This is a genomic window from Protofrankia sp. BMG5.30 (assembly GCF_001983005.1).
Classification (GTDB): Bacteria; Actinomycetota; Actinomycetes; order Frankiales; family Frankiaceae; genus Protofrankia; species Protofrankia coriariae.
Genome location: NZ_MOME01000005.1, coordinates 42940 through 64466, shown reverse-complemented (window position 1 = coordinate 64466; position 21527 = coordinate 42940). Strand labels below are relative to the sequence as shown.

Here is a 21527-nt window from a genome sequence, read left to right as displayed (position 1 = left end):
GATCATGACAGCGTCCAGCASCGGTCTCACCAACGTCGGTTCCACCAGGGATGATCTCGACCCGAAAATCGTCTTCGATCGGCATCTCACCGCGTCCGACCGGACCACGGCACTGACCAGGGACGTCGGCACCGGACTCACGTCGAATCCGAAGGAACTACCACCCAAGTGGTTCTACGACGCCAACGGGAGCATGCTCTTCGACGCCATCACCCGGTTGCCCGAGTACTACCCCACCCGGGCTGAACGGGCAATTCTGGCCGGCCACGTCCACGAGATCGCCGTGATGTCGCGAGCGGACACCCTCGTCGAACTCGGCTCCGGAACCTCCGCCAAGACCCGCCTGCTGCTCGACGCCCTCCAGCGCAGCGGCCACCTGCGCGGGTTCGTCCCGTTCGACGTGGACGAGTCCGTGCTCTCCCACGCCGCGGCCGCGATCCGGCAGGAATATCCGGCGGTGCGGGTGCACGCGATCGTCGGCGATTTCGAGCGTCACCTCCACCTGCTGCCCGACGCCAACCGCCGCCTGGTCGCGTTTCTCGGCGGGACGATCGGCAATCTCGCGCCCGCGGGCCGGCACGCATTCCTCACCAGCATGCGCGCCCACCTGAAAGGTGACGACATGCTGCTGCTGGGCTGCGACCTGGTCAAGGATCCAGACCGGCTGGTGGCCGCCTACAACGACAGCGCGGGCGTCACGGCCGCGTTCAACCGCAACGTCCTGTCGGTCATCAATCACGAACTCGACGCCGACTTCGACCCGCGCGGGTTCGCCCACGTGGCCCGGTGGGACGCGGAGAACTCCTGGATCGAGATGCGCCTGCGCTCCGTCCGCGACCAGCGGGTCCACGTCGGYGCGCTGGACCTGTCGGTGTCCTTCGCCGAGAACGAGCAGATGCGCACCGAGATCAGTGCCAAGTTCACCCGGGACAGCCTGGCCGCCGAGTTCGCCGCCGCGGGCCTGGCCATGGTCCACTGGTGGACCGACTCCGCGGGCGACTTCGGGCTCGCTCTCGCCGTCCCCGCCTGACGACTCCGGCCGGCCGAACAGGACCGGCCGAACAAGACCGGCCGGCAGGACCCGGCCGACGAACCGGGCCGGCTGATCAGGTGACGGGCCCGGTCAGCCGCCGGCCAGGGAGACGTCACGGGCGGCACCGGTGGACGCCGAGGTCGCCATCGCCGCGTAGGCCCGCAACGCCGCCGACACCGGGCGCTGGCGCTCCTTCGGCCGGTAGCCGCCGGCGGCGGTCAACTCGGCCCGCCGCGCGGCGAGTTCCTCGGCGTCCACCAGCAGGTCCAGCCGGCGGGCCGGGATGTCGATCTCGATGATGTCACCGTCACGGACAAGCGCGATCGCGCCGCCGTGCGCGGCCTCGGGCGAGACGTGGCCGATGGACAGGCCCGCCGAGCCGCCGGAGAACCGGCCGTCGGTGACCAGCGCGCACTGCGGGCCGAGCCCGCGGGCCTTGAGGAAGGTCGTCGGGTACAGCATCTCCTGCATGCCGGGGCCGCCGCGCGGGCCCTCGTAGCGGATGACCAGCACGTCACCCGGGGTGACCCGCTTCGACAGGATCGCCTCCACCGCCTCCTCCTGGCTCTCCAGCACCAGGGCGGGGCCGCGGAAGGTCAGCCGGCCGGCCTCCACCCCGGCGGTCTTGAGCACGGCGCCGTCCGGCGCCAGTGACCCGCGCAGCACCGCCAGACCGCCGTCGGCGGAATAGGCGTGCGCGACGTCGCGGATACAGCCGGCGGCGGTGTCGGTGTCCAGCGACTCCCAGCGGGCCGTGGACGAGAACGGCTCGATCGTGCGCACGCCGCCCGGGGCTGCGTGGAAGAGCTCCACCGCCTCCGGCGCCGGGTCCGGCCGGCGGACGTCCCAGTGGGTGAGGAACTCCGCCAGGCTCGCGGCGTGCACCGAGTGGACGTCGTGGCGCAGCAGGCCGGCCCGGTCGAGCTCGCCGAGGATGGCCGGGATGCCACCGGCGCGGTGGACGTCCTCCATGTGGTAGTCCGAGCTCGGCGCCACCTTGCACAGGCATGGCACCGTCCGGGAGATCGCGTCGATGTCGTCGAGGGTGACCGCCACCCCGGCCTCGACCGCGGCGGCCAGCAGGTGCAGCACGGTGTTGGTCGAACCGCCCATGGCCACGTCCACCGCAAAGGCGTTGAGGAAGGCCGAACGGGTCGCGATCGAGCGCGGCAGCACCGTGTCGTCGTCCTTGTCGTACCAGCGCTTCGCGAGATCCACCACCGTGCGTCCGGCCCGGACGAACAGGTCGCGGCGGGCCGCGGAGGTGGCGAGCGTGGAGCCGTTGCCGGGCAGCGCGAGCCCGAGCGCCTCGGTCAGGCAGTTCATCGAGTTCGCGGTGAACATCCCGGAGCAGGACCCGCAGGTGGGGCAGGCGGAGCGTTCCACCGCGTCCAGTTCGGCGTCCCCGACCGCGGTGTCGACGGAGGCGGCGATCGCGGAGATGAGGTCCAGCCCCGAGCGGACCACACCGTCGCTGACGACCGCCCGGCCGGACTCCATCGCCCCGCCGGAGACGAACACGGTCGGGATGTTCAGCCGCAGGGCCGCCAGCAGCATCCCAGGAGTGATCTTGTCGCAGTTCGAGATGCAGACGAGCGCGTCCGCGCAGTGMGCGTTCACCATGTACTCGACGCTGTCGGCGATGATCTCGCGGGACGGCAGCGAGTAGAGCATGCCGCCGTGGCCCATGGCGATGCCGTCGTCGACCGCGATCGTGTGGAACTCCCGGCCCACGCCGCCGGCCTCGGCGACCGCGTCCGACACGATCCGGCCGAGGTCGCGCAGGTGCACATGGCCGGGCACGAACTCGGTGAAGCTGTTCGCGATCGCCACGATCGGCTTGCCGAAGTCGTTGTCGGTCATGCCGGTGGCGCGCCACAGCGCGCGGGCACCGGCCATGTTGCGGCCGTGAGTGGTGGTGCGGGAACGCAGAACAGGCATCGGGCAGTCCTCATGGCGATCGATCGGCGTGGACGTGGGTCACGCCGGGGCCGCGGGCACACCCATACCAGGCATTCATACCCGTACAGGCATCAAACCCGCCCGGACCCGCCCGCCGGGCCCCACCCGTCCGCTTCAAGCCTAACCCCCGTCGTATTCGAGGCCGCGCGAGCCACCGCGGCGCGGCCGCCACCGATCGCCCGGCCCGCCGAAASCAGCGGGGCCACCGGGGCCGCCGCCGCGGCGCAGCTGCCACCGCCGCCACTGGCGCTGGACCAGCCACACGACCACGAAGGACGCGGCCGTGCCCAGCAGCGGGGCCACATCGTGGTCGCGAGGGCCGGCCACATACTTGACGGTCCCGTCGAGGTGCTGGACCCGCTGGCTCGTCCGCGTCCCGATCACGAGCAGGAACAGGCTGACGACGGCGATGATCGCGTATCCCGTCCGGAAGAGGGTCTGGACGCCGACCCGGCGGCGCGCGACCGCGCCGCGGAAGAGCAGCACCGGGACCATCCAGCCCAGAAAGCCGAAGACGACCGCGAACACCGGCGCGAAGAAGAAATAGCTGGCGAAGGTGCTCACGACAGCTCGGTCACATGCTCCACGCTCGGCGGCTGCGCGAAGAAGGGACCCAGCGCCGCACGCCAACGGGTGAACCGGTCGGAGGTGCGGAAGGTCACCAGGTGCGCGTCCAGGTTCTCCCACTCGACGAACAGGACGAACCGGGACGGTGTCTCCACCCCGCGGGCCAGCCGCGCCGACCGGCAGCCGGGGCAGGTGGTGATCTCGGTGACGACACGACGGTAGGYGGCGGCGAACGCCTCCTCCTGGCCGGGCACGACGTCGAAACGGGCGACTTCCAGCACCGGCGAGCCCTGGGCGCCGTCCTCGGCAGCGGTCATGGCCCAAGTCTGGCACGAATCGGACATGCACGATCCAGCCGCGGCCCGGAACGGGCCAACCCGGACGGATCGGCCCCGACGGATCGCGCTCGTCCCCTCCCGGACCTGCCGGCGGCATCCCGATGGTGCGACCGGGAGAGAACGCCCTGCCCGCCCTCTCCCGGATCTGCCCCTCCCCTTTTCCGTCTGGTTCTGTCTGGCCTTTTCGACTCCGTCCGGTCTCTCCGACCTGCTCTTCTCCCGCCTGTTTCCGTCCGCTTCCCTCCCGSGGGCCTTTCCGCCCGGGGCCGGCGGTACCCGGCCCCGGGCGGAAAGAGAGCCGCTTCTATGTTCAGGCATCCTTTCTCACGACCTGCTGTTCCTCCTCGGGGTGGCCGGAGTTCTCCCGCGGGTGACCGGAGTTCTCCTCGGCAGGATGGGCAGGTTGCCCAGCCGGCACCGAATCCGGTCGTTGCCGGCGGAACCGGTGCCAGCCGGGCCGGTGCTTTTCACCCGGCGGCATCAGCGCCGCGATACCCCCTCGCAGCCGCAGGCCGGCCAGCATGGCGACGCTGGCTGTCACGCTCCGCGTGACATCGTCCGGCCCGGACACCGTGGCGGCGATGGAGGCGAGGCCCGCGACGCCGACCGTCACGACCGCGAGGACGGCCGCGACCAGCAGCCGGCCGCTGACGAGCGCGATTCCGCTGAGCACCACGCCGAGCAGGATCAACGTGTTCGTGGACGGCAACGTGATCTTCTGGTCGCCCTCCGCAAGCGCCGCTACCGCGACGAACACCTGGGCGGTCATCGTGCCTCCCGTCGGTGCCGAGCCGCAACGTGGATCCTGGAGCTGGATACCAAGCGGTTACCTGTCTGGAACAGCGGACGCGGGAGAAGGACTATTGTCGAGAACGGTCCGTTCTCCCACCGGGGCCAACCGGGGTGCGGGTCAAGCTGGTCCGGTTCGGCGGGTGGGTGCGCCAACACCCTCCCGCCGACCGCGCCGGGCGAGCTGCCCGACATGGTCGTTATTTCCGAATAGATGGTCATCGCTGCCTTTCCGCGTCTCTTCCATGTCTTTCGGGAATCGTCTTCCGCGGCCGTGGGCCCCGGGATCGCGTAACCGTCGCCCTGGTCCRTGCGGACCCTGGCCGAAGGGGCGCGCAAGTATGGTTCACCTCGCCTGTCCGAAGGCCCGGAGAGCCCAGAGATGACGAAGAGCGGCCCACCCCTTGCGATCAGGTGAATCCGCCCACCGGGACGCGCCGGAGCGTCCCCGCGCCATACGCACGACAGGAGTGGCCCAGCGCTCGGCGGTCCTCGGATGAACCCGCGAACCGACGCCTGATCAGGCCAGGGCATCGATCTCGCGGTTTGCGGACTCTGCCTCATAGCGCCACATCCTTTGAGAAGGAGGGGCCGCCTCGCTGCGGGCGATGCCTACACTATGCAGACCAAACTGTGGTAATGCAAGAACTATTCACGAAGATCAAATAATTCATAATCCGTCCACCTGTGGCGGATGATCGCATGGACGATCTTGACAGCTCGCCGCTTCCAYRCAACCRCACCAGACAGCCACTCCAGGCCAGCCCGGTCCTGCGGCTGGCTCGGTGAGGTGGTTAAGATGCGGGTCAGCCTCCACAAGGGGCAAGCCATCCGTCGATGCTCCGGCCGGCCAGCTCACCCGCATAGCCGACGGCTCGACGAGCATAGACGACCCGCCGGCGTCCGGAGGATGATGAGCTGGGCCTCCGCGCCCCGGGAGCCGGGAGCCCGGCTCCGCGGGCCTTGTGGACTCCGTTCCCGGAGCCACGACGCGAAAACCACGATCGCGTCGACCCTGGCCCGCTGGGCGCCGGGTCGTCCCGCCATGCCCGTTCATCGCGACCAGGAGCCACCGTGAGCGCCAACACGCCAGGTATAGTCATTGCTACTTCCTGCGACTATTCGGGAAGTTGTCCAACCGTCTATCAGGAGGGCCCCGATACCGTCCTGGTGCAGGGGTACGTGGTCGACTCCGGTCACGACGTACCGGACGGCGAATCCATGGTCCGCATCCCGGTCGCGCTCCTGCGTCAGGCCGCCCAGGCGCTACAGGCCTGACCGGCCCCCCGACCAGCCACCCACACGGCCTGAAGGAACCTGTAACGGCGAACCCGCGACGCAACCCGCCGCGGCGCGGCGACGCGAACGTCATCCGCCACCGCGTCGCTGTCATTCTGGCCAGCCAGGGAGCTGGGCCGCTCGGATCTCCGGACCGACTCGGAAGGGTGTGGCATGAGAAACCTCCCGGACGATGACGCTTCGGCCCGAGCGGCCGGAGCGCAGCTGGGAGCCGAACTCGCGGCCCTGCGGCACCGGCACCGGCTCAGCGGCCAGGAGCTCGCCAGCCGAACCAGGATGAGTCAGTCGAAAATATCCCGAATAGAGACCGGTACGGTCACACCCAGCCCTGACGACGTCGAAGCGATCGTGCGTGCGCTCGACGAGCCGGAGACAGTGGTGTCGCAGTTCCGGCAGGCAGCCGAACGCCTCGTGTCCGGCGCGGACCCGGTCATCGACCCCACCCCCTACATCGGCCGCTTCCAGCCCCAGTATCTCGAGCACGAGTCCGCCGCCCAGGTCGTCCGCTTCTTTCAGCCGACCCTCGTACCCGGCCTGTTGCAGACGAGCGAATACGCACAGGCGATCATCCTGCGTTTCTGCGAGCTGTTCGACATCGACTACCTCGCCGAGGGCGCCCAAGCGGTCGCCCTGCGGATGGAACGGCAGCGGATCCTCTACGACGAACGGCGGACCTTCTACTTCGTGCTGCTGGAGTCGGTGCTCGCCTATCCGGTGGCGGCGCCCGCGGCCATGATCGCCCAGATCGACCGCATCCGGGATCTCGCGGACAGCCGGCCGAACATCACCATCGCCTTAGTCCCCAACGGGACCGAGCTCGTGGTGCCGCCGTCCAGCAGCATAGAAATACTGGACGAGAACCGCGCGCTCACCGAGGCGATACTGTCCGTGGTGTCGCACAAGAAGCCTGAAACCGTCCGGGTTCTTCTCCGGATCTTCGCTGAGCTCGAGAGCAAGGCGACCACCGACATCAACCCGATCCTCGACCGCCACCGCCGCGTCTACATCGACCAGATCCTCTCCAAACAGCGCTGACCGCTCGGCGCGAGCACGGCCCCAGGGGCATCCACCCCAGAAGGCACACGCTTCACCGCCGTCGGAGCGCGGGTCACTGCGCGGGGGCACCGTTCCAGTCGACGAGCTGGACGACGATGCCGTTCGGGTCACGGACCTGGAACGCCCTCTCGCCCCACTCCTCGGTGGTCAGAGGCATGGTGATGGCCACCCCCTCCGCCTGTAGCCGGGCCAGCTCACCCTCGAGGTCGTCGACGACGAACGCGAGTATCAGGCCGGCCGCGTGGCTGTCGCGCTGGTCCGCCGGCAGCGTCGGCAGCCCGCGGCGCAGGAAGACGACGTTCATGCCGGTGTCGTCGCGCGTGAGCGAGGCGAACCCGTCGGCCGCCATCTCCTGCCGGAAGCCGAAGTGCTCGACGAGGAACGCGGCGGACGCACTCACGTCCTCGACGTTCAACGGCACCGCGGACGAAGTGATCTTCGCATGCTGCATCTATCTGACCATAGACACCCACGCTGCTCCGCGCATCAATGATTATCAACCGGCGCCCCTCGGATGAATCCGCGAACCGGCACCTGGTCAGGCCAGGGCATCGATCCCGCGGTCCACGGGCTTTACCTCACAGCGCCATCTACTTAAGAAGAAGAGCCGCCTCGCAGCAGCGGGATGATCCTGTTATGCAGACCAAACTGTGGTAATGCAAGAACTATTACCGCACCAGGTCAAACCGGTCCTGCAGCTGACTCGATGATCTGACTAAGATGCGGGGCAGCCTCCACAAGAGGCACACCTACCGTCGATACCTCAGCCGGCCGGCTCATCCGCATAACCAGCGGTACGACGTGCATAGATGACCCGATAGTGACCTCAAGATCAAATTTTCTGGGCACGAAGCGCGGTCGCCTTGCCTTGGGCACAGAGTCGTCTCGCACCCGTCCGATCAAGTGAGATCGCGCGACGGAAACCGCCGAACCTCGTTGGGGAGTCGTGCATGGACATGACCTGGACTATCCCGCTGGTGGTTGTATCGCTACCTATCGTTGTTGTTCTGATCGCGTGGCTGTCGTGGCTGCTCTTCAGCTATCTGATCTTTAAGCGCGGCGGGGACAACGTCTTCGAGAACATCTGGAAGATCGCTGTCGCGTTTCCTCTTCGCGACTGGATGAGGCTGATCCGCTGGATGAGGAGGCCACCAAACAATCCGCCTGTAGATCAATAACAAGATTCCTCTTGGACCAGCTGCCCCTAATCTTGATCTTTAACCTGTGCGTTGTTGGTAGGCGGTCCTGGTCGGGCCCCGTTTAGCGATCTTTCCGACGTCGCGGTGAGATGCTGCTCGGAACCCCGTCGGACCCTGCGGGGGCCAGCCACCCCGGTGGAGCTGGCTGCTCTCATGGGAGATGCAGATCGCGGATCAGCGGGCGGTCAAGGCGCTCGGTGGTTGTCTCCGCGGGACGTAGCCGACACCATCCATGATCTCAGGATACCGATTTCCCGCAGCCTTGAATGCCGATCACCTGCACGCTTCAGTGCCGATTACCTGCGTCCTTCGATGCCGATCATCTGCAAGATCGATACGGGAAGATGGAGCGGCGGCTGGAGATCTTGAGCTGATCGGCGGTGTGGAGCGTCGCGCCGTTCGGGTCAGCCGGCCATGTCGACGAAGCGGGAGTAGTGGCCCTGGAAGGCGACGGTGACGGTGCCGGTCGGGCCGTTGCRGTGCTTCGCGACGATCAGGTCGGCCTCGCCGGCGCGGGCCGACTCCTTCTCCACGGCGTCCTCCCGGTACAGCAGGATCACGGCGTCCGCGTCCTGCTCGAGGGATCCCGACTCGCGGAGGTCGGAGATCTGCGGGCGTTTGTCCGCGCGCTGCTCCGACGCCCGGTTGAGCTGGGAGATCGCCACCACCGGGATGTCCAGCTCCTTGGCGAGCAGTTTGAGCGAACGCGATATCTCGCTGACCTCCTGCTGGCGGCTCTCGGTGCGCTTCGGTGAGGACATCAGCTGGAGGTAGTCGAGGACGATCATCCGTAGGCCGTTGCGCTGCTTCAGGCGACGGGCCTTCGCCCGGATCTCCATCATGGTCAGGTGCGGGCTGTCGTCGATGAACAGGGGCGCGTCGGCGACCTCGCCCATCCGGCGGGCCAGCCGGGCCCAGTCGTCGTCGGTGAGCCGACCCGTGCGGATGTTCTGCAGGGACACTCGCGCCTCCGCCGACAGCAGCCGCATGGTGATCTCCATCCGGCTCATCTCCAGCGAGAAGATCACGGACGCCATGCTGTTGCGGATCGACGCGGACCGGGCGAGGTCCAGCCCGAGTGTGCTCTTGCCGACAGCGGGCCTGGCCGCGATGATCCACAGCTGGCCGCCGTGGAGACCGTTGGTCAGCTCGTCGAGATCGTTGAAGCCGGTGGGGACGCCGGTCAGCGCGCCGTCGTGCCCCGCGATCGCCTCGATCTCCTCCAGCGCGGGGTTGAGCAGGTCGCCGAGTGGTGCGTAGTCCTCACTCGAGCGGCGTTCGGTGACCTCGTAGACGGCGGCCTGCGCGCGGTCGACCACCTCGTCCACGTCCTGGGCGGGGCCGTAGGCGAGCTGGACGATGCGGGTGCCCGCCTCGGCGAGACGGCGCAGAACAGCCTTCTCCGCGACGATGCGGGCGTAGTAGCCGGCGTTCGCCGCGGTCGGGACGCTGGAGATGAGGGTGTGCAGGTAGCCCGGCCCGCCGACGCGCTCGAGCAGCTCCCGCCGGGCGAGTTCGGCGGCGACGCTGATCACGTCAGCCGGCTCGCCGCGACCGTAGAGATCGCCGATGACACCGTAGATCGTGCTGTGCGCAGGACGGTAGAAGTCGCTCGCGGAGAGCACCTCGACGACGTCGGCGATCGCGTCCTTCGACAGCATCATGCCGCCCAGCGCGCTCTGCTCGGCAGCCAGATCATGCGGCGGCGTGCGGTCGAACTCGACCGGCCCGCCGGAAGCGGCCCGGGTGCGGTCGACATCGGTCAGCGTCACGGCTGTGGCCTCGTCATGCCTGTGGCCCCGTCATGATTGCGGCCCCGTCATGCCTGCCCCTTTCCCCACACCACACCATCTTCGAACATATGTTCGACTACAGTGGCGGCCCCGTCAATCCCTGGGGAGGTGTCTCCTCGAGCACTTCACCGGGCGGCGTCGACTGTATGGGCGCACCCGCCCAGCATCCAAAAAGTTGTCCACAGGCCCTGTGGACAACTCTGTGCACAACTCCGGAAAGGCTGGGGAAATCGCTGGGACAAGCCCGTCGAGGCTGTGGACAACCAGCCGGCGCTGACGTCGGCTGTGCTGCTATCAGTGCAGGAAGGGCGTCATCGCCGTCCATCCCCTGTGGATGGAAGAAATTCGACGACGAATCGTACGGAGACCCCCGCGCGGCCTCCGCGCGGTCGGCGGCCTGACAGCTGGCTGTCCAGAAAGCACAACGGGTGACCGCGATGTCGGCATCGGCCGGMCCAGCAGGAGCATGCCCGTCCAAGGCGAAGGCCGCGCGAAGGAACATCATCGCGCGGCCTCTGCCCGGGTGAGTGACATCGCGGTCACCCGATCAGCGTGCTGTCCCGCGGGCGGCCGTTGTGGGCCGGCCGCGTTCGGCTGGTCGTCAGGCGGAGACGACGTCCAGCTTGAGGGTCGCCACGACCTCCGGGTGCAGGTGCACCGACACGGTGTGGGACCCGAGCGACTTGATCGGCGAGGGCAGCTCGACCCGCCGGCGGTCCAGGTCCGGGCCACCGGCGGCGGACACGGCCGCCACCACGTCCGTCGCCGTCACCGAGCCGAACAGCCGACCCTCCTTGCCCGCTCGGGTCACCAGCCGGATCGGCAGGGTCGCGAGCTGGCCGGCGATCTCCTTTGCCTGCCCGAGATCGCGGATCTCCCGGGCCGACCGGGCCCGACGGATCTGCTCGATCTGCTTCTCGGCGCCCCGGGTGGCCACGATCGCGTACCGGCGAGGAATGAGGTAGTTGCGCCCGTACCCCGCAGCGACCTGGACCGTGTCGCCCGGGCTGCCGAGGCCGGGTATCTCCTGGGTGAGGATGAGCTTCATCGTCATCCTCCTCAGCGGGCCGTCGAGGTGTAGGGCAGCAGGGCCATCTCCCGGCTGTTCTTCACCGCGATCGCGATGTCACGCTGGTGCTGGCTGCAGTTGCCGGTCACCCGCCGAGCGCGGATCTTGCCGCGGTCGGAGATGAACTTCCGCAGCAGCGAGGTGTCCTTGTAGTCGATGTAGTCGGTCTTGTCCTTGCAGAACACGCAAACCTTCTTCTTCGGCTTGCGCACGGCCGCCTTGGCCATCGTGCACTCCTATGTCATGGCTTCGACCCGACGTCACGGCTTCGGCCCGACGCCGGTGGGCCCGGCCCCGGTCAGGCGCTGCCGGGGATCGGCTGGATCAGAACGGGGGCTCCTCGGAGTAGCCGCCGGGCGACGCCGACCACGGGTCGTCGGCAGGCCCGCCGCCGTATCCCGAGCCGCCACCGGACGGCCCGCCGTAGCCGCCGCCCGCGGACGGCCCCCCGGACGCCGGCGGCCCACCGTAGCCGCCGGAAGGCCCGCCGCCGCTGTAACCGCCGCCGGCGGCACCGCCGCGACCGGCCTTGACGACCTTGGCGGTGGCGTACCGCAGCGACGGGCCGATCTCGTCGACGTCCAGCTCGACCACGGTCCGCTTCTCGCCCTCACGGGTCTCGAACGACCGCTGCTTGAGCCGGCCCTGGACGATGACCCGAGCGCCCTTCTGCAACGACTCCGCGACGTGCTCGGCGGCCTGCCGCCAGATGGAGCAGCGCAGGAACAGCGCGTCCCCGTCCTTCCACTCGTTGGTGGCCCGGTCGAGGGTGCGTGGTGTCGAGGCGACGGTGAAGCTGGCGACGGCCGCGCCGTTGGGCGTGAAACGAAGCTCGGGATCGTTCGTCAGGTTCCCGACCACCGTGATGACTGTCTCACCGGCCATGGGGCCGCTCCCTTCAGGCCGCGGCCCGCCGCCGCGGCTTCTTCTCGGGCAGCCGGATCACCTTGGTACGGATCACCGATTCGTTGAGGACGAGTTGGCGGTCGAGTTCGGCGACGACGTCCGGCTCGGCGTGCAGGTCGATAATGGCGTAAATGCCCTCGAAACTCTTGCGGATCTCGTAGGCAAGCCGGCGGCGGCCCCAGACGTCGACCTTCTCCACCACGCCGCCGCCGGAGCGGACGACGGTCAGGTACTGGTCGAGAGACGGCGCCACCGTGCGCTCCTCGAGATCCGGCTCGAGGATCACCATCAGTTCGTAATGACGTGGCAAGGGTGAACCCACCTCCTGTGGACTCGGGCGGCCACGGAGGGTTCCGTGGCAGGAGGGACAGTGCCGCACACGGCCGGACGCGGAACGGATCCGCACGGACCGACCAGCGGCAACGTCGCAAACACTACTCGATACCGCCCGGCCCGATACCACCCGGCCACAGGCCGATCGGTCGGACCCACCCGCTGCCCTTCCCCGTCGTCGTCCACTCCCCGTCGTCATCCGCTGTCGTCATTCACCACCGTCATCCGTCACCTCGCGCGTCTCGCGGGTCGCGCCGGTGGACTCGGTGCCCGGCGCCGGCTCCGAGAGCGTCACCTCGCGGGTCCCGCGCCCGCGTGCGGCGGCGACCACCCGCAGACCGGCGCCGACCATCCCCACGACGAGCGTCAGCGAGATCACCACCAGCAGGCCGTGCACGTGCCGGCCGGGTGACGGCCAGATCGCGGCGACCACGGCCACGGCGGCGGCCAGGCCGACGGACGCGACGAACGGCGCGAACCCGCGGCCTGTGACACCGACACCTCTCACAGCTTCATATCCTGCCCGTGCCATCCTTCCCCGATCCCACCACCACGGCCATCGGGTTCTTCCAGAGACGAAGGATCCACAGTACGTGCCAGATCCCGCAGCTCACGGACGGCAAAAAGGTGTCGTTCTTCCATTTCCATTTTCATGGCCGGCGGGGCTCGTCCGACCATACGATCCGATCGGTTCGCGACCACCGGACCGACCGTGGCTGACGTGATTTCCTTCCACACATTTTCTGGCCGGCCGCAACATGGCGGGGCCCGGGGCGACCACGGTATTTACTGATATTTTTGTTTCCGGTCACCTTGTGGTTCCGCTCTCCGACGGGAACGGGGCTAATTTCGGCGCTATGCCTGTGAGTCCTCGTGGTGAAGTGATGGGATCGGGGGTTCCGGCCGACATGGCCGAGGACATGACGATCGCCGAGCAGCACGAATGGCTGCGGACTTTTCTCCGCCGCCGGCCGGTCAGCAGACGGAGCATCCTGCTCGGTGGGCTGGCCGGGGCCGGCGCGGCGAGCCTGCTCGGCACGCCGTTCGGCCGGGCCGCCTACGCCGGTGCGACCACCGACAGCCCCCTGCTGGTCGGCGGCCGGCACGCCGCGTTCGGCGCCGACCCGTCCCGACAGCTGCGGCTCGCGGCGCAGCTGTCGGGTAACCCGGGCCGAGGCAGGGTGCTGGTCGACATCGGGCCGGGCCGTGGACTCGGCCACACGACCGAGGCGGAGATCCGTCCGCTGCTGTCCCAGGTCCCGCAGGTCGACGGCTCGATCTACACGGTCGAGCAGTACTACGTGCACGCGGCGTTCGACAACCTGGCACCGGGACACGAGTACTACTACCGTTTTCGAATYCCGGGCGGGAGTGCCACTCCCGTCCRGGCGGTCCGCACCGGCCACCGGAAGGGGCGCGAGGGCGGTTCCTTCCGGTTCACGATGATGGGTGACCAGGGGTCGAACACCACCCCGCAGGGTCTCCCGCCGGGCCGGTTCGACGACAACTACTACCAGGCGGACAACGACCCGACCGTCGCGCACGCCTCGGCCATCACCGCGACCATCGCCCGGCAGGACCCGGTGTTCCACCTGCTCGCCGGAGACATCTGCTACGCGGATCCGTCGGGTGCGGGGCTGCCGCCCAGGCGGAACCTCGCCGGCTCGCCGCCGGCCGGTTTCGACAACTACGACCCGACCGTCTGGGACGTCTACCTGGCCGACATCGAGGCCAGCGCCGCCCGCACCCCGTGGATGTTCGCCACCGGCAACCACGACATGGAGGCGCTGTACTCCCCGCACGGCTACGGCGGCCACCACGCCCGGCTGGACCTGCCCGACGGCGGGCCGAAGGGCTGCCCCAGCGTGTACTCGTTCGTCCACGGCAACGTGGCCGTGCTCTCGCTGGACGCGAACGACGTCAGCTTCGAGATCAGGACGAACACCGGCTACTCCGGCGGGGCGCAGACCTCGTGGGTGGAGCGGACGCTGAAGGCCCACCGCGCCGACCCGGACATCGACTTCATCGTCTGTTTCTTCCACCACTGCGCCTACTCGACGACCGCGCAGCACGCCAGCGACGGCGGGGTCCGCGGCGCGTGGGCGGGGCTGTTCGACAGGTACCAGGTCGACCTGGTGCTGCAGGGCCACAACCACCTCTACGAGCGGACCGACCCGATCCGCGGGAACACCCCGACCAGGCAGGCCCCCGACGGTTCGGTCATCGAGCCGGCGAAGGACGGCACCACCTACATCGTCGCCGGCAGCGGTGGACGGCCCCGCTACCAGTTCCAGGCCGGGGAGCCGGAATCCTACCGTGGAAAGATCGTTCCGGGTTCCAACGCCGTGCCGAACAGCTACGTCTGGCAGTCGGACGGGACGAAGCTGACCGAGTCCATCAGCTGGTCGCGGACCCGGTTCGACAACTACGCGATCGTGGTCGCCGACTCCGATCCGGGCCGGCCGGGCGGACACTCCACCCTGACCCTCCGGGGTGTGGACRAGCACGGCACCGAGTTCGATCGGGTGACCCTGCGCCGGGCCGTTGCGCGCGGYCACACCGTTCCCACGAAGAACCCGCCCGATCACCCGGGATCCGCGCCCGGTCACCGCTGAGACGCGGCCTCCGGCGACACAAACCGCTGATCATGTCCACGGCCGGCTGCCGTCCAGCCACGTGCCGGGCGTGATCGAACATCCGTCAGGCACGCCCTAGTCGACCCACTGACCCTGGGTGAAGGCGATGACGAAGGTCGCCATCACAGGGGCTGACAGCCAGATGTACACCGGGCGCACCCATGGCCGGCGCGTCACGACGCGTCCGAGCAGCAGGTATGTCGGGAATGCCACCAGCATCGTCCGGATGCCCGAGGCGTAGTAGTTCGAGCAGCTCATCAACAGCGTGGCGCCGCCGACGAAGGTGGCCTCGCCGAAGCGGGCCGAGCGCAGGAGCGCCACGGCCACCACGACCCCGACGACGACCGCGGCCACCTCGCCGCGCCAGAACCAGGTGAACGCCGACGACTGGGACGCGTCGAAGGCCGAGTGCCAGCTCGTCCGCCAGCCCTCCCACGGCCAGTCGACCCACCGCTGCCAGCCGTCCCGCATGGCCTGCGTGTAGGCGTCCCAGTGGCCGGTGCGCACCCGCAGGTAGGAGACGAAGGCGAGGACGGGCAGCGGTGGCAGGGCAAGCGCGAGCCCCGCCGGCGCAAACACCGGCAGCCCCGCACGCCGCCGGCTGACCACGTACTGGACGGCCAGCGCCAGGCAGAAGGGGATGCCGGTGACCCGGGTGGACGCGGCGCCCGCGCCGAGCAGGCCCGCCAGCCACCAGCGCTGCCGGCGCGCCGCGAGCCAGGACGTGGTGGCGAAACCGAGAAAGATCGCCTCGGAGTACGCGGCGCACAGGAACACCGCGTACGGGAACAGCACGACGGCGATGACCGCGAAGTCCGCGCCGCGCCGGTCAGGCGCGCCCCACCCGTCCGATGCCGCCCACCCGCCCGGTGCGCCTGCCAGGGCCGGCGTGGTGTCCCGGGTGTCCGGCAGGCTGCCGCGGCCCGCCACGGCTGTCCGGTCCGCCACCGCTGTCCGGTCCCTGATATCCGTTTGGTCCCTGACAGCCGTCCGGTGCCTGGTCGTCGGTGCTGTCCGGTCCGCCGCCGCGTCGTCCACCCGCGTCTGGTCGTCCATCTGCATCTGCCAGATGGCCGCCATGGCCGCGGCCCCCGCCACGAACGAGACGGCCATCCCGGCGAAGGTCCAGTCCGGGACGAAAAGATGCGCGAGGCGCATCGCGAGCGGGAATCCGGGGAAGTCCACCTCGGTACGGTCGGTGTACTCCGGCGACGCATAGCCGAACCGCGCGACCTTGGTGAACAGCCCGACGTCCCAGCKGTCCCACAACGTGCGCAGCCCTGGCAGCTCGGCGAGCGGGCGGCCGGAGAGCGCCCGGGACGCGRCCAGCGAGAGCACGATCACCGCGATCCGGCTGGCGACCCACACCGGCAGGGTGGCCTGGACGGCCGATGGCAGCCGGCCCCACCACGACCGAGCGGCGTCCACCACGCCGGCGCTACCCGACCGTGGACGCGGAAACCCCGGACGCGGACGCCCCGGATCCGGATGCGGAGCCCGGATCTCCCCCGGTCCGGTCAGCTCCGCTCCGGTACGGCCCGGTCCGGCGGGGTCCGCCGGCGGACCGTCCAGTGCCGGTGTCACGGGCCGGCACCCGCCGTGGCCGATCCGCCCTGCTGATCACCACCGACCACCGAGCGGTGGGGGGGCAGTCGGTAGGTGTCCCAACGCGCCTTCCGGCCGGCATCCGCGGTGGCCTCGGCGGCGGGCGTCGCCGGAACGCCCGCCGCGCGCCGGCCGCGACGGTCCGGGACACCGTCGAGAACGCCGCCGGCCGGGTCGTCCGCCCCGGTCGCGCGGACCACGTCCAGCTCCGGCCGCAGGATCTCGCGGACGACCAGCCCGGCCAGTACGCACAGCACGAGATCACGGATGGCGACGGCGCCCACGAACCAGCCGCGGCCGATCCCGTGCGCTCCGTTGGTGTCGTTGTAGACGAAGTGCAGGAACCGGGTGAGCAGCACATACGCCTCGCTGGCCTGCCAGGCGAGGAATGCCGGCCAGCGCGGCCTGGCCAGCGCCACCAGCGGTATCAGCCACAGCGTGTACTGCGGGGAGAAGACCTTGTTGGTCACCAGGAAGGCGACGACGGTGAGGAACAGCAGCGCCGGCAGCCGCGGCCGCCGCGGCGCGAACCAGCCGAGCGCCGCAATGCCCACCAGCAGCGTCCCGAGAGCAAGCATCGAGGCGATGTTGAGGGTACCGGTGGGGATCCCGTCGTCCCGGACGCTGCCGAGCACCTTCGGGACCGCGACCACCACCAGCAGCCAGCCCGCCAGCCCGGCCAGCGCGATCGGTACCCGCCGCGCCGGCCAGCGCACAGCGGCCGCGAAACCCGCCGCCACCAGCAGGAGGCCGGCCAGCAGGATGGCGATCAGATGCACGGGGCCGAACGCCCGCGGTGAGAAGGAGCTGGCCAGCCAGGTCGTGGCGAAGGCCAGGGAGTCCCAGTCCGGGCCCCGCTGCGAGTTCAGGTCGACGAAGCGCAGCATCGCGTTCGCGGCCCCGCCCGGGGCATGCCCGTCGAGCAGGGTGAGCCAGTCACCACCGGCCCAGAACGTCGTCCAGATGCTGTCGCCGGTGCGTTGATCCTCGGTGAAGTAGCCGGCGATCAGCCACAGCGGCACCCACACGGCCACGGCGGTCACGATCGTCGCCACCATGGTCCGGACGAAGGCCCAGCCCCGGCCCGCGCGCAGGGCCAGCACGGCCAGCGGCAGCAGGAACAGCAGCGGGTAGAACTTGGTCGCAGCCCCAAGCCCGAACAGAATGCCGGCGACCACCGGCGCACGGCGTGACCAGGCCAGCAGCCCGGCGGCGGCGAACGCGACCGCGACGATGTCCCAGTTGGTCAGCAGATGCAGCACCAGGGCGGGGGCGAGGGCGAACAGAGCCGCGTCCCACACTCGGGCCCGGCCCGCCGTCAGCGCCGTACAGAAGACCGCGACACAGGTCATGACCAGGAACAGCAGGGCCGTGACGTCGTAGAAGACGGCGGTGCGCTGGTCGATGGTGTAACCGACCAGCACCTGCCTGYCGTCCTCGTCCCGGTACACCGGCTGCGACGGCGAGGCGACGCCGGAGACCGACGACGCGAACTGCATGACCGCGCCGATCAGCGGCGGATACTCGGTCGGATAGTCGAGGAAGGGACGTTTGCCCGTGGCCAGGCCTTCCTGGCCGTAGAGGGCGACCACGTCGGAGTAGCACATCCGCGTGTACTGGTACTCGTCCGACCAGTTGCGGGTGTCCCGGCAGGGCAGCTTCTGCGCGTACGCGAGGACACACGCGAGGACGGTGAACGCCATGAGCACCCGCAGTGGCGTCCACCAGCTCCGGCTGGCGCCGATACGCGCATGATCGCCTGGCGGGCCGCCGACGAGCATGCTGGCACCGGCGACCACCGGGTCCTCCCGGGACGGGCAGACCGGGGTGACGGGTGCCGCCTGTGACGAATGCCTGCCACCCGTCCCGGCCGCCAGCGGCCGCACGGTCATCCGCGGGCCTGTCGACACCGCCCGGCAGCCTGCCGGGGCATCCGGTGTCCTACCGTCTCGGCTCGGTGGACGTCGGCGGCGATCCGGAAGATCCCGGAGAACCTAGCCATACGCCATCGCCACCCGTGCAACACGCCTTCCCGTTCGATGGGGGGGAGATCCGGCCGGTCTGGRCAGAGGAGTCCGCGGGAGTTTCGGCCGGCCGCTCCAGCCCTGCCGGCTCACCCGGTCGTGTCCTGGCCGAACTGCGGTAACCCGTCGTCATTGTTCTTTGAACGCCGCGGGTTCGGGGTCGGTGACTGTCCGTCCTGCCCGTTGGCGGACAGGGTCGAATCCGCCGACGGTGAGAGCAGCGCTGTCGGGCGACCGTGCCGGTCGCGGTCGGGCTCATCCGCCGGCTCCGTCACCTCGGGCGAGACGGTGGGCACTGGTGAGAAGGTCGGCTGCGGAGTCGGTGACGGCGAAGCGTTGGTGACGGTGCCGCCGTACTTCGGCGGGGGGAAGCTCTGGGGCGCGACGCCGGTGAGGGCACCGTCCATGAAGGCCTTCCAGATCTTCGCCGGGTAGCCGCCGCCGTAGACACCGCCGGCGGCCCCGGGGATGCCGGTCAGCGCGGTCGCCTTGCTCACCCCGCCATCACCGCGGAACATGTTCACGCAGGCCGCAACCTGCGGAACGTAACCACAGAACCACGCGGTCCGGAAGTTGTCCGTGGTGCCGGTCTTGCCGGCCGCCGGCCGGCCGTCGGCAAGCTGCGCCGACTTGCCCGTGCCGTTCTTCAGGACCGACTGCAGCGCGTACGTCACATCGGCCGCCACGGTCGCGGGGATGGCGTTCTTCGCGTTGGTCGGCCCCTCGTAGATGACCTTGCCCTTGCCGTCGATCACCCGGTCGACCAGGTGCGGGGCGACGGCCTTGCCGTTGTTGGCGAAGGTGCCGTAGACCGCGACCATGTCCTTGGCGGTGATGCCGTCACGGCCGAGGGTCACCCCGCCGTCGTCGGTCAGCGGGACGTCCTTGCCCACCCCCAGTGCGCGCGCGGTGGAGATGACGTTGCCGATGCCGGCCTCGATGCCCAGCGGGACGTAGACGGTGTTGACCGACTCGGCGGTCGCGTCGATCAGGTTCAGGTACCCGAAGTTGCCGTGCTCCTCGTCGTTGCGGACCATGTACGTCCCGCTGCCGTCGGCGGCCTTGCCGGGAATCTCCAGCACGTCCRGAGCCTCGTAGACCGACTTGAGGCTGATTCCCTTCTGCAGCGCGGCCGCCAGCGTGATCGGTTTGAAGGTCGACCCCGGTGGCACCTGTGCTCCGGAGACGTTGTCGACGTAGGAGGTCTGGCCGTTGTCGCCCTTGCCGTAGATCGAGCCCCCGTACCAGGCCAGCACCCGGCCGGTACCCGGCTCGACCGCGACCAGGCCGGTCTTCAGGTCGGGAACGGCGGCGTAGGGCTTGGCCAGCACGTTCGTCACGGCCAGGTAGGCGGCGGTCTGCCGGCCCTGGTCGATGCTGGTCTGGATGCGCAGGCCCTCCAGGTTGATCTGCTGCTCGCTGATCCCGGCCGCGATCAGCTCGTCCTTGACCTGGTCCCGGATGTAGGCGGCCTGCGGTGAGGAGACCGCCATGCCGTTGGACCTGTCCCGCTCCAGGGTCACCGGTGGCTTCTTGTCCGAGGTCGCGCGGGACGCGTCCAGCCAGCCCTTCTCGACCATCGTGTCCAGCACCTCGTGCCACCGGCGCTCGGCGGCGGCCGGGGTCACCCGCGGGTCCAGCGCGTTCGGGGAGCGGATCAGCCCGGCGATGACCGCGCCCTCCTCCGCGCTGAGCTGCTTGGCCGGCTTGCCGAAGTACGTCTTGGACGCGGCCTCGATGCCGTACGCCCCCCGGCCGAAATAGATCGTGTTGAGGTAGGACTCCAGGATCTCGTCCTTGGAGTACTTGCGGGCGAGTTTGACCGCGAGGACGATCTCCTTCATCTTGCGGGAGAAGGTGCGTTCCTGCGTCAGATAGGCGTTCTTGGCGTACTGCTGGGTGATGGTCGACCCGCCCTGGGAGATCTCACCACCACGGACGTTCACCCACAGCGCCCGGGCGATTCCCCGCGGGGAGATGCCGGGCTCGCTGTAGAAGTTCTTGTTCTCCGCCGCGAGCACGGCGTGCTGGACGTCGACCGACACCTCGGAGAGCGGGACGTCCGTCCGGTTGACCGTCCCGATCTTGGCGATCTCGGTGGTGCGGTCCGCGTAGGTGATGATGGACGTCTGCGCGGCGGCGTTGACGGCCGCCGGCAGCGGCACCTTCGTCAGGGAGTAGAGGACGGCGACCAGCGCGGCGAACATCAGCACGCCGGACAGCAGCCCGAACATGACCAGCCGGCGCAGCCACAGCGGACGGTTCCGCCAGAACATCGGCCCCCGTCTTCCCTGGCCCGGCCGGACCGGCGGCTGCTCCGCCCCGTCCGCAAGGCCGCGACGACCGTCGACGCGGGTCGGCGACGCGCCCGGGAGATCCGCCGGACCCGCGCCCGCGCGTTTGCGGGCGCCGTTGGCCGGGGCCGCGGCGGGGACGTCGTCCGGGCGGGGACGGCGGACGTAGGTGGTGGAGTCGGCGGTGCGTTCCCGGACGCCGATGCGCTCCATGGTGGCCCGGTCGGTCGTGTCGTACATGTTGTTGACGGGCTTGCTGTTGACAGGCTTGCCGTCGGCGGGCTGCCCGCGTCGCTCGGCCCGCACCGCGGTCCGGCCCGTCTCGCCGTATGTGTTCTCGCCGTATGTGTTGCTGCCGGGGGTGGCGCCCGCCTGGCCGGACACGCCACCGCCAGGCCGGGCCGCGCCGTTCGGGCGGCTGTCGAGGTGGCCGTTCACAGGGCCGACATCCGGATGATCCCCCTCGGCCGACGCACGGTCGGCCGAGGTGCGGCGAACGTGGGTACGGCCGTCGTCATCGCGCGGGTACACGCCCCGATCGTAGATGTTGGCCTCACTGACAGTCCCGTCCGTGGCTGCGGGAGTGAACCCCGCGTCGTCGGTGGCTGTTGTCAGACGGTACGC

19 protein-coding genes are annotated in these 21527 nt (G+C 69.5%); 5 read left to right on the top strand and 14 right to left on the bottom strand.

Annotated elements, in window-relative coordinates; translation table 11 throughout:
• Positions 1–4 precede the first annotated feature (4 nt).
• Entirely contained in the window at positions 5–1030 is a 1026-nt protein-coding gene (gene egtD, locus BL254_RS02125) for an L-histidine N(alpha)-methyltransferase (protein ID WP_076842370.1), read from the top strand.
• A 93-nt stretch (positions 1031–1123) separates the two neighbouring features.
• Here the strand turns inward: egtD and ilvD are convergent, their stop codons facing one another.
• The 4 genes from ilvD to BL254_RS02105 form a co-directional block, all read right to left on the bottom strand.
• Entirely contained in the window at positions 1124–2974 is a 1851-nt protein-coding gene (ilvD, locus tag BL254_RS02120) for a dihydroxy-acid dehydratase (protein ID WP_076842369.1), read from the bottom strand.
• Between the two features lie 141 nt (positions 2975–3115).
• Complete coding sequence (locus BL254_RS02115; RefSeq protein WP_076842368.1) at positions 3116–3559, bottom strand: hypothetical protein; 444 nt, start codon at positions 3557–3559, stop codon at positions 3116–3118.
• On the bottom strand, positions 3556–3906 hold the full coding sequence (locus tag BL254_RS02110; RefSeq protein ID WP_083730772.1) for an antibiotic biosynthesis monooxygenase: 351 nt from the start codon (positions 3904–3906) through the stop codon (positions 3556–3558). The genes BL254_RS02115 and BL254_RS02110 overlap by 4 nt, the downstream gene beginning before the upstream one ends.
• A gap of 304 nt (positions 3907–4210) precedes the next feature.
• Positions 4211–4669, bottom strand: coding sequence for a hypothetical protein (locus BL254_RS02105; RefSeq protein ID WP_047223588.1), 459 nt, complete (start codon positions 4667–4669; stop codon positions 4211–4213).
• Between the two features lie 1094 nt (positions 4670–5763).
• On the opposite strand from BL254_RS02105, the gene BL254_RS25590 reads away from it, so the two are divergent.
• Together BL254_RS25590 and BL254_RS02095 are read left to right on the top strand one after the other, a co-directional pair.
• Positions 5764–5967 carry a hypothetical protein gene (locus BL254_RS25590; protein ID WP_076842366.1) on the top strand — a complete coding sequence of 68 codons (204 nt, stop codon included), beginning with the start codon at positions 5764–5766 and terminating at the stop codon, positions 5965–5967.
• Between the two features lie 174 nt (positions 5968–6141).
• Entirely contained in the window at positions 6142–7023 is an 882-nt protein-coding gene (locus tag BL254_RS02095; protein WP_047223589.1) for a helix-turn-helix transcriptional regulator, read from the top strand.
• A 73-nt stretch (positions 7024–7096) separates the two neighbouring features.
• On the opposite strand, the gene BL254_RS02090 is transcribed toward BL254_RS02095, so the two are convergent.
• Positions 7097–7495: a VOC family protein gene (locus BL254_RS02090; RefSeq protein ID WP_047223590.1), complete on the bottom strand. Its 399-nt coding sequence runs from the start codon at positions 7493–7495 to the stop codon at positions 7097–7099.
• A gap of 499 nt (positions 7496–7994) precedes the next feature.
• On the opposite strand from BL254_RS02090, the gene BL254_RS02085 reads away from it, so the two are divergent.
• The gene (locus BL254_RS02085; RefSeq protein ID WP_047223591.1) at positions 7995–8222 is read left to right on the top strand and encodes a hypothetical protein; all 228 of its coding nucleotides are present in this window, start codon (positions 7995–7997) and stop codon (positions 8220–8222) included.
• Between the two features lie 425 nt (positions 8223–8647).
• On the opposite strand, the gene dnaB is transcribed toward BL254_RS02085, so the two are convergent.
• The 6 genes from dnaB to BL254_RS02055 all read right to left on the bottom strand — a co-directional run bounded on the left by dnaB (position 8648) and on the right by BL254_RS02055 (position 12852).
• Positions 8648–10015 (bottom strand): replicative DNA helicase, encoded by a 1368-nt coding sequence (gene dnaB, locus BL254_RS02080; protein WP_076842365.1) that lies wholly within the window; start codon positions 10013–10015, stop codon positions 8648–8650.
• Positions 10016–10637: 622 nt separating this feature from the next.
• Positions 10638–11084, bottom strand: a complete 447-nt coding sequence (gene rplI, locus BL254_RS02075) for a 50S ribosomal protein L9 (RefSeq protein ID WP_047223593.1) — start codon at positions 11082–11084, stop codon at positions 10638–10640.
• Positions 11085–11095: 11 nt separating this feature from the next.
• Positions 11096–11332, bottom strand: coding sequence for a 30S ribosomal protein S18 (gene rpsR, locus BL254_RS02070; RefSeq protein ID WP_013875613.1), 237 nt, complete (start codon positions 11330–11332; stop codon positions 11096–11098).
• Positions 11333–11429: 97 nt separating this feature from the next.
• Entirely contained in the window at positions 11430–11990 is a 561-nt protein-coding gene (locus BL254_RS02065) for a single-stranded DNA-binding protein (RefSeq protein WP_047223594.1), read from the bottom strand.
• Positions 11991–12003: 13 nt separating this feature from the next.
• Positions 12004–12321, bottom strand: a complete 318-nt coding sequence (rpsF, locus tag BL254_RS02060; protein ID WP_256386216.1) for a 30S ribosomal protein S6 — start codon at positions 12319–12321, stop codon at positions 12004–12006.
• 231 nt (positions 12322–12552) lie between these two features.
• Positions 12553–12852 carry a hypothetical protein gene (locus BL254_RS02055; RefSeq protein WP_047223595.1) on the bottom strand — a complete coding sequence of 100 codons (300 nt, stop codon included), beginning with the start codon at positions 12850–12852 and terminating at the stop codon, positions 12553–12555.
• Between the two features lie 376 nt (positions 12853–13228).
• Here BL254_RS02055 and BL254_RS02050 point away from each other — a divergent pair, with 376 nt between their 5' ends.
• Positions 13229–14959, top strand: a complete 1731-nt coding sequence (locus tag BL254_RS02050; protein ID WP_254857726.1) for a metallophosphoesterase family protein — start codon at positions 13229–13231, stop codon at positions 14957–14959.
• Positions 14960–15055: 96 nt separating this feature from the next.
• Here the strand turns inward: BL254_RS02050 and BL254_RS02045 are convergent, their stop codons facing one another.
• The 3 genes from BL254_RS02045 to BL254_RS02035 form a co-directional block, all read right to left on the bottom strand.
• Complete coding sequence (locus tag BL254_RS02045; RefSeq protein ID WP_254857724.1) at positions 15056–16411, bottom strand: hypothetical protein; 1356 nt, start codon at positions 16409–16411, stop codon at positions 15056–15058.
• Positions 16412–16560: 149 nt separating this feature from the next.
• Entirely contained in the window at positions 16561–18477 is a 1917-nt protein-coding gene (locus BL254_RS02040) for a glycosyltransferase family 87 protein (RefSeq protein ID WP_076842362.1), read from the bottom strand.
• A gap of 221 nt (positions 18478–18698) precedes the next feature.
• Positions 18699–21341 carry a transglycosylase domain-containing protein gene (locus BL254_RS02035; protein ID WP_254857722.1) on the bottom strand — a complete coding sequence of 881 codons (2643 nt, stop codon included), beginning with the start codon at positions 21339–21341 and terminating at the stop codon, positions 18699–18701.
• Between the last annotated feature and the right edge of the window lie 186 nt (positions 21342–21527).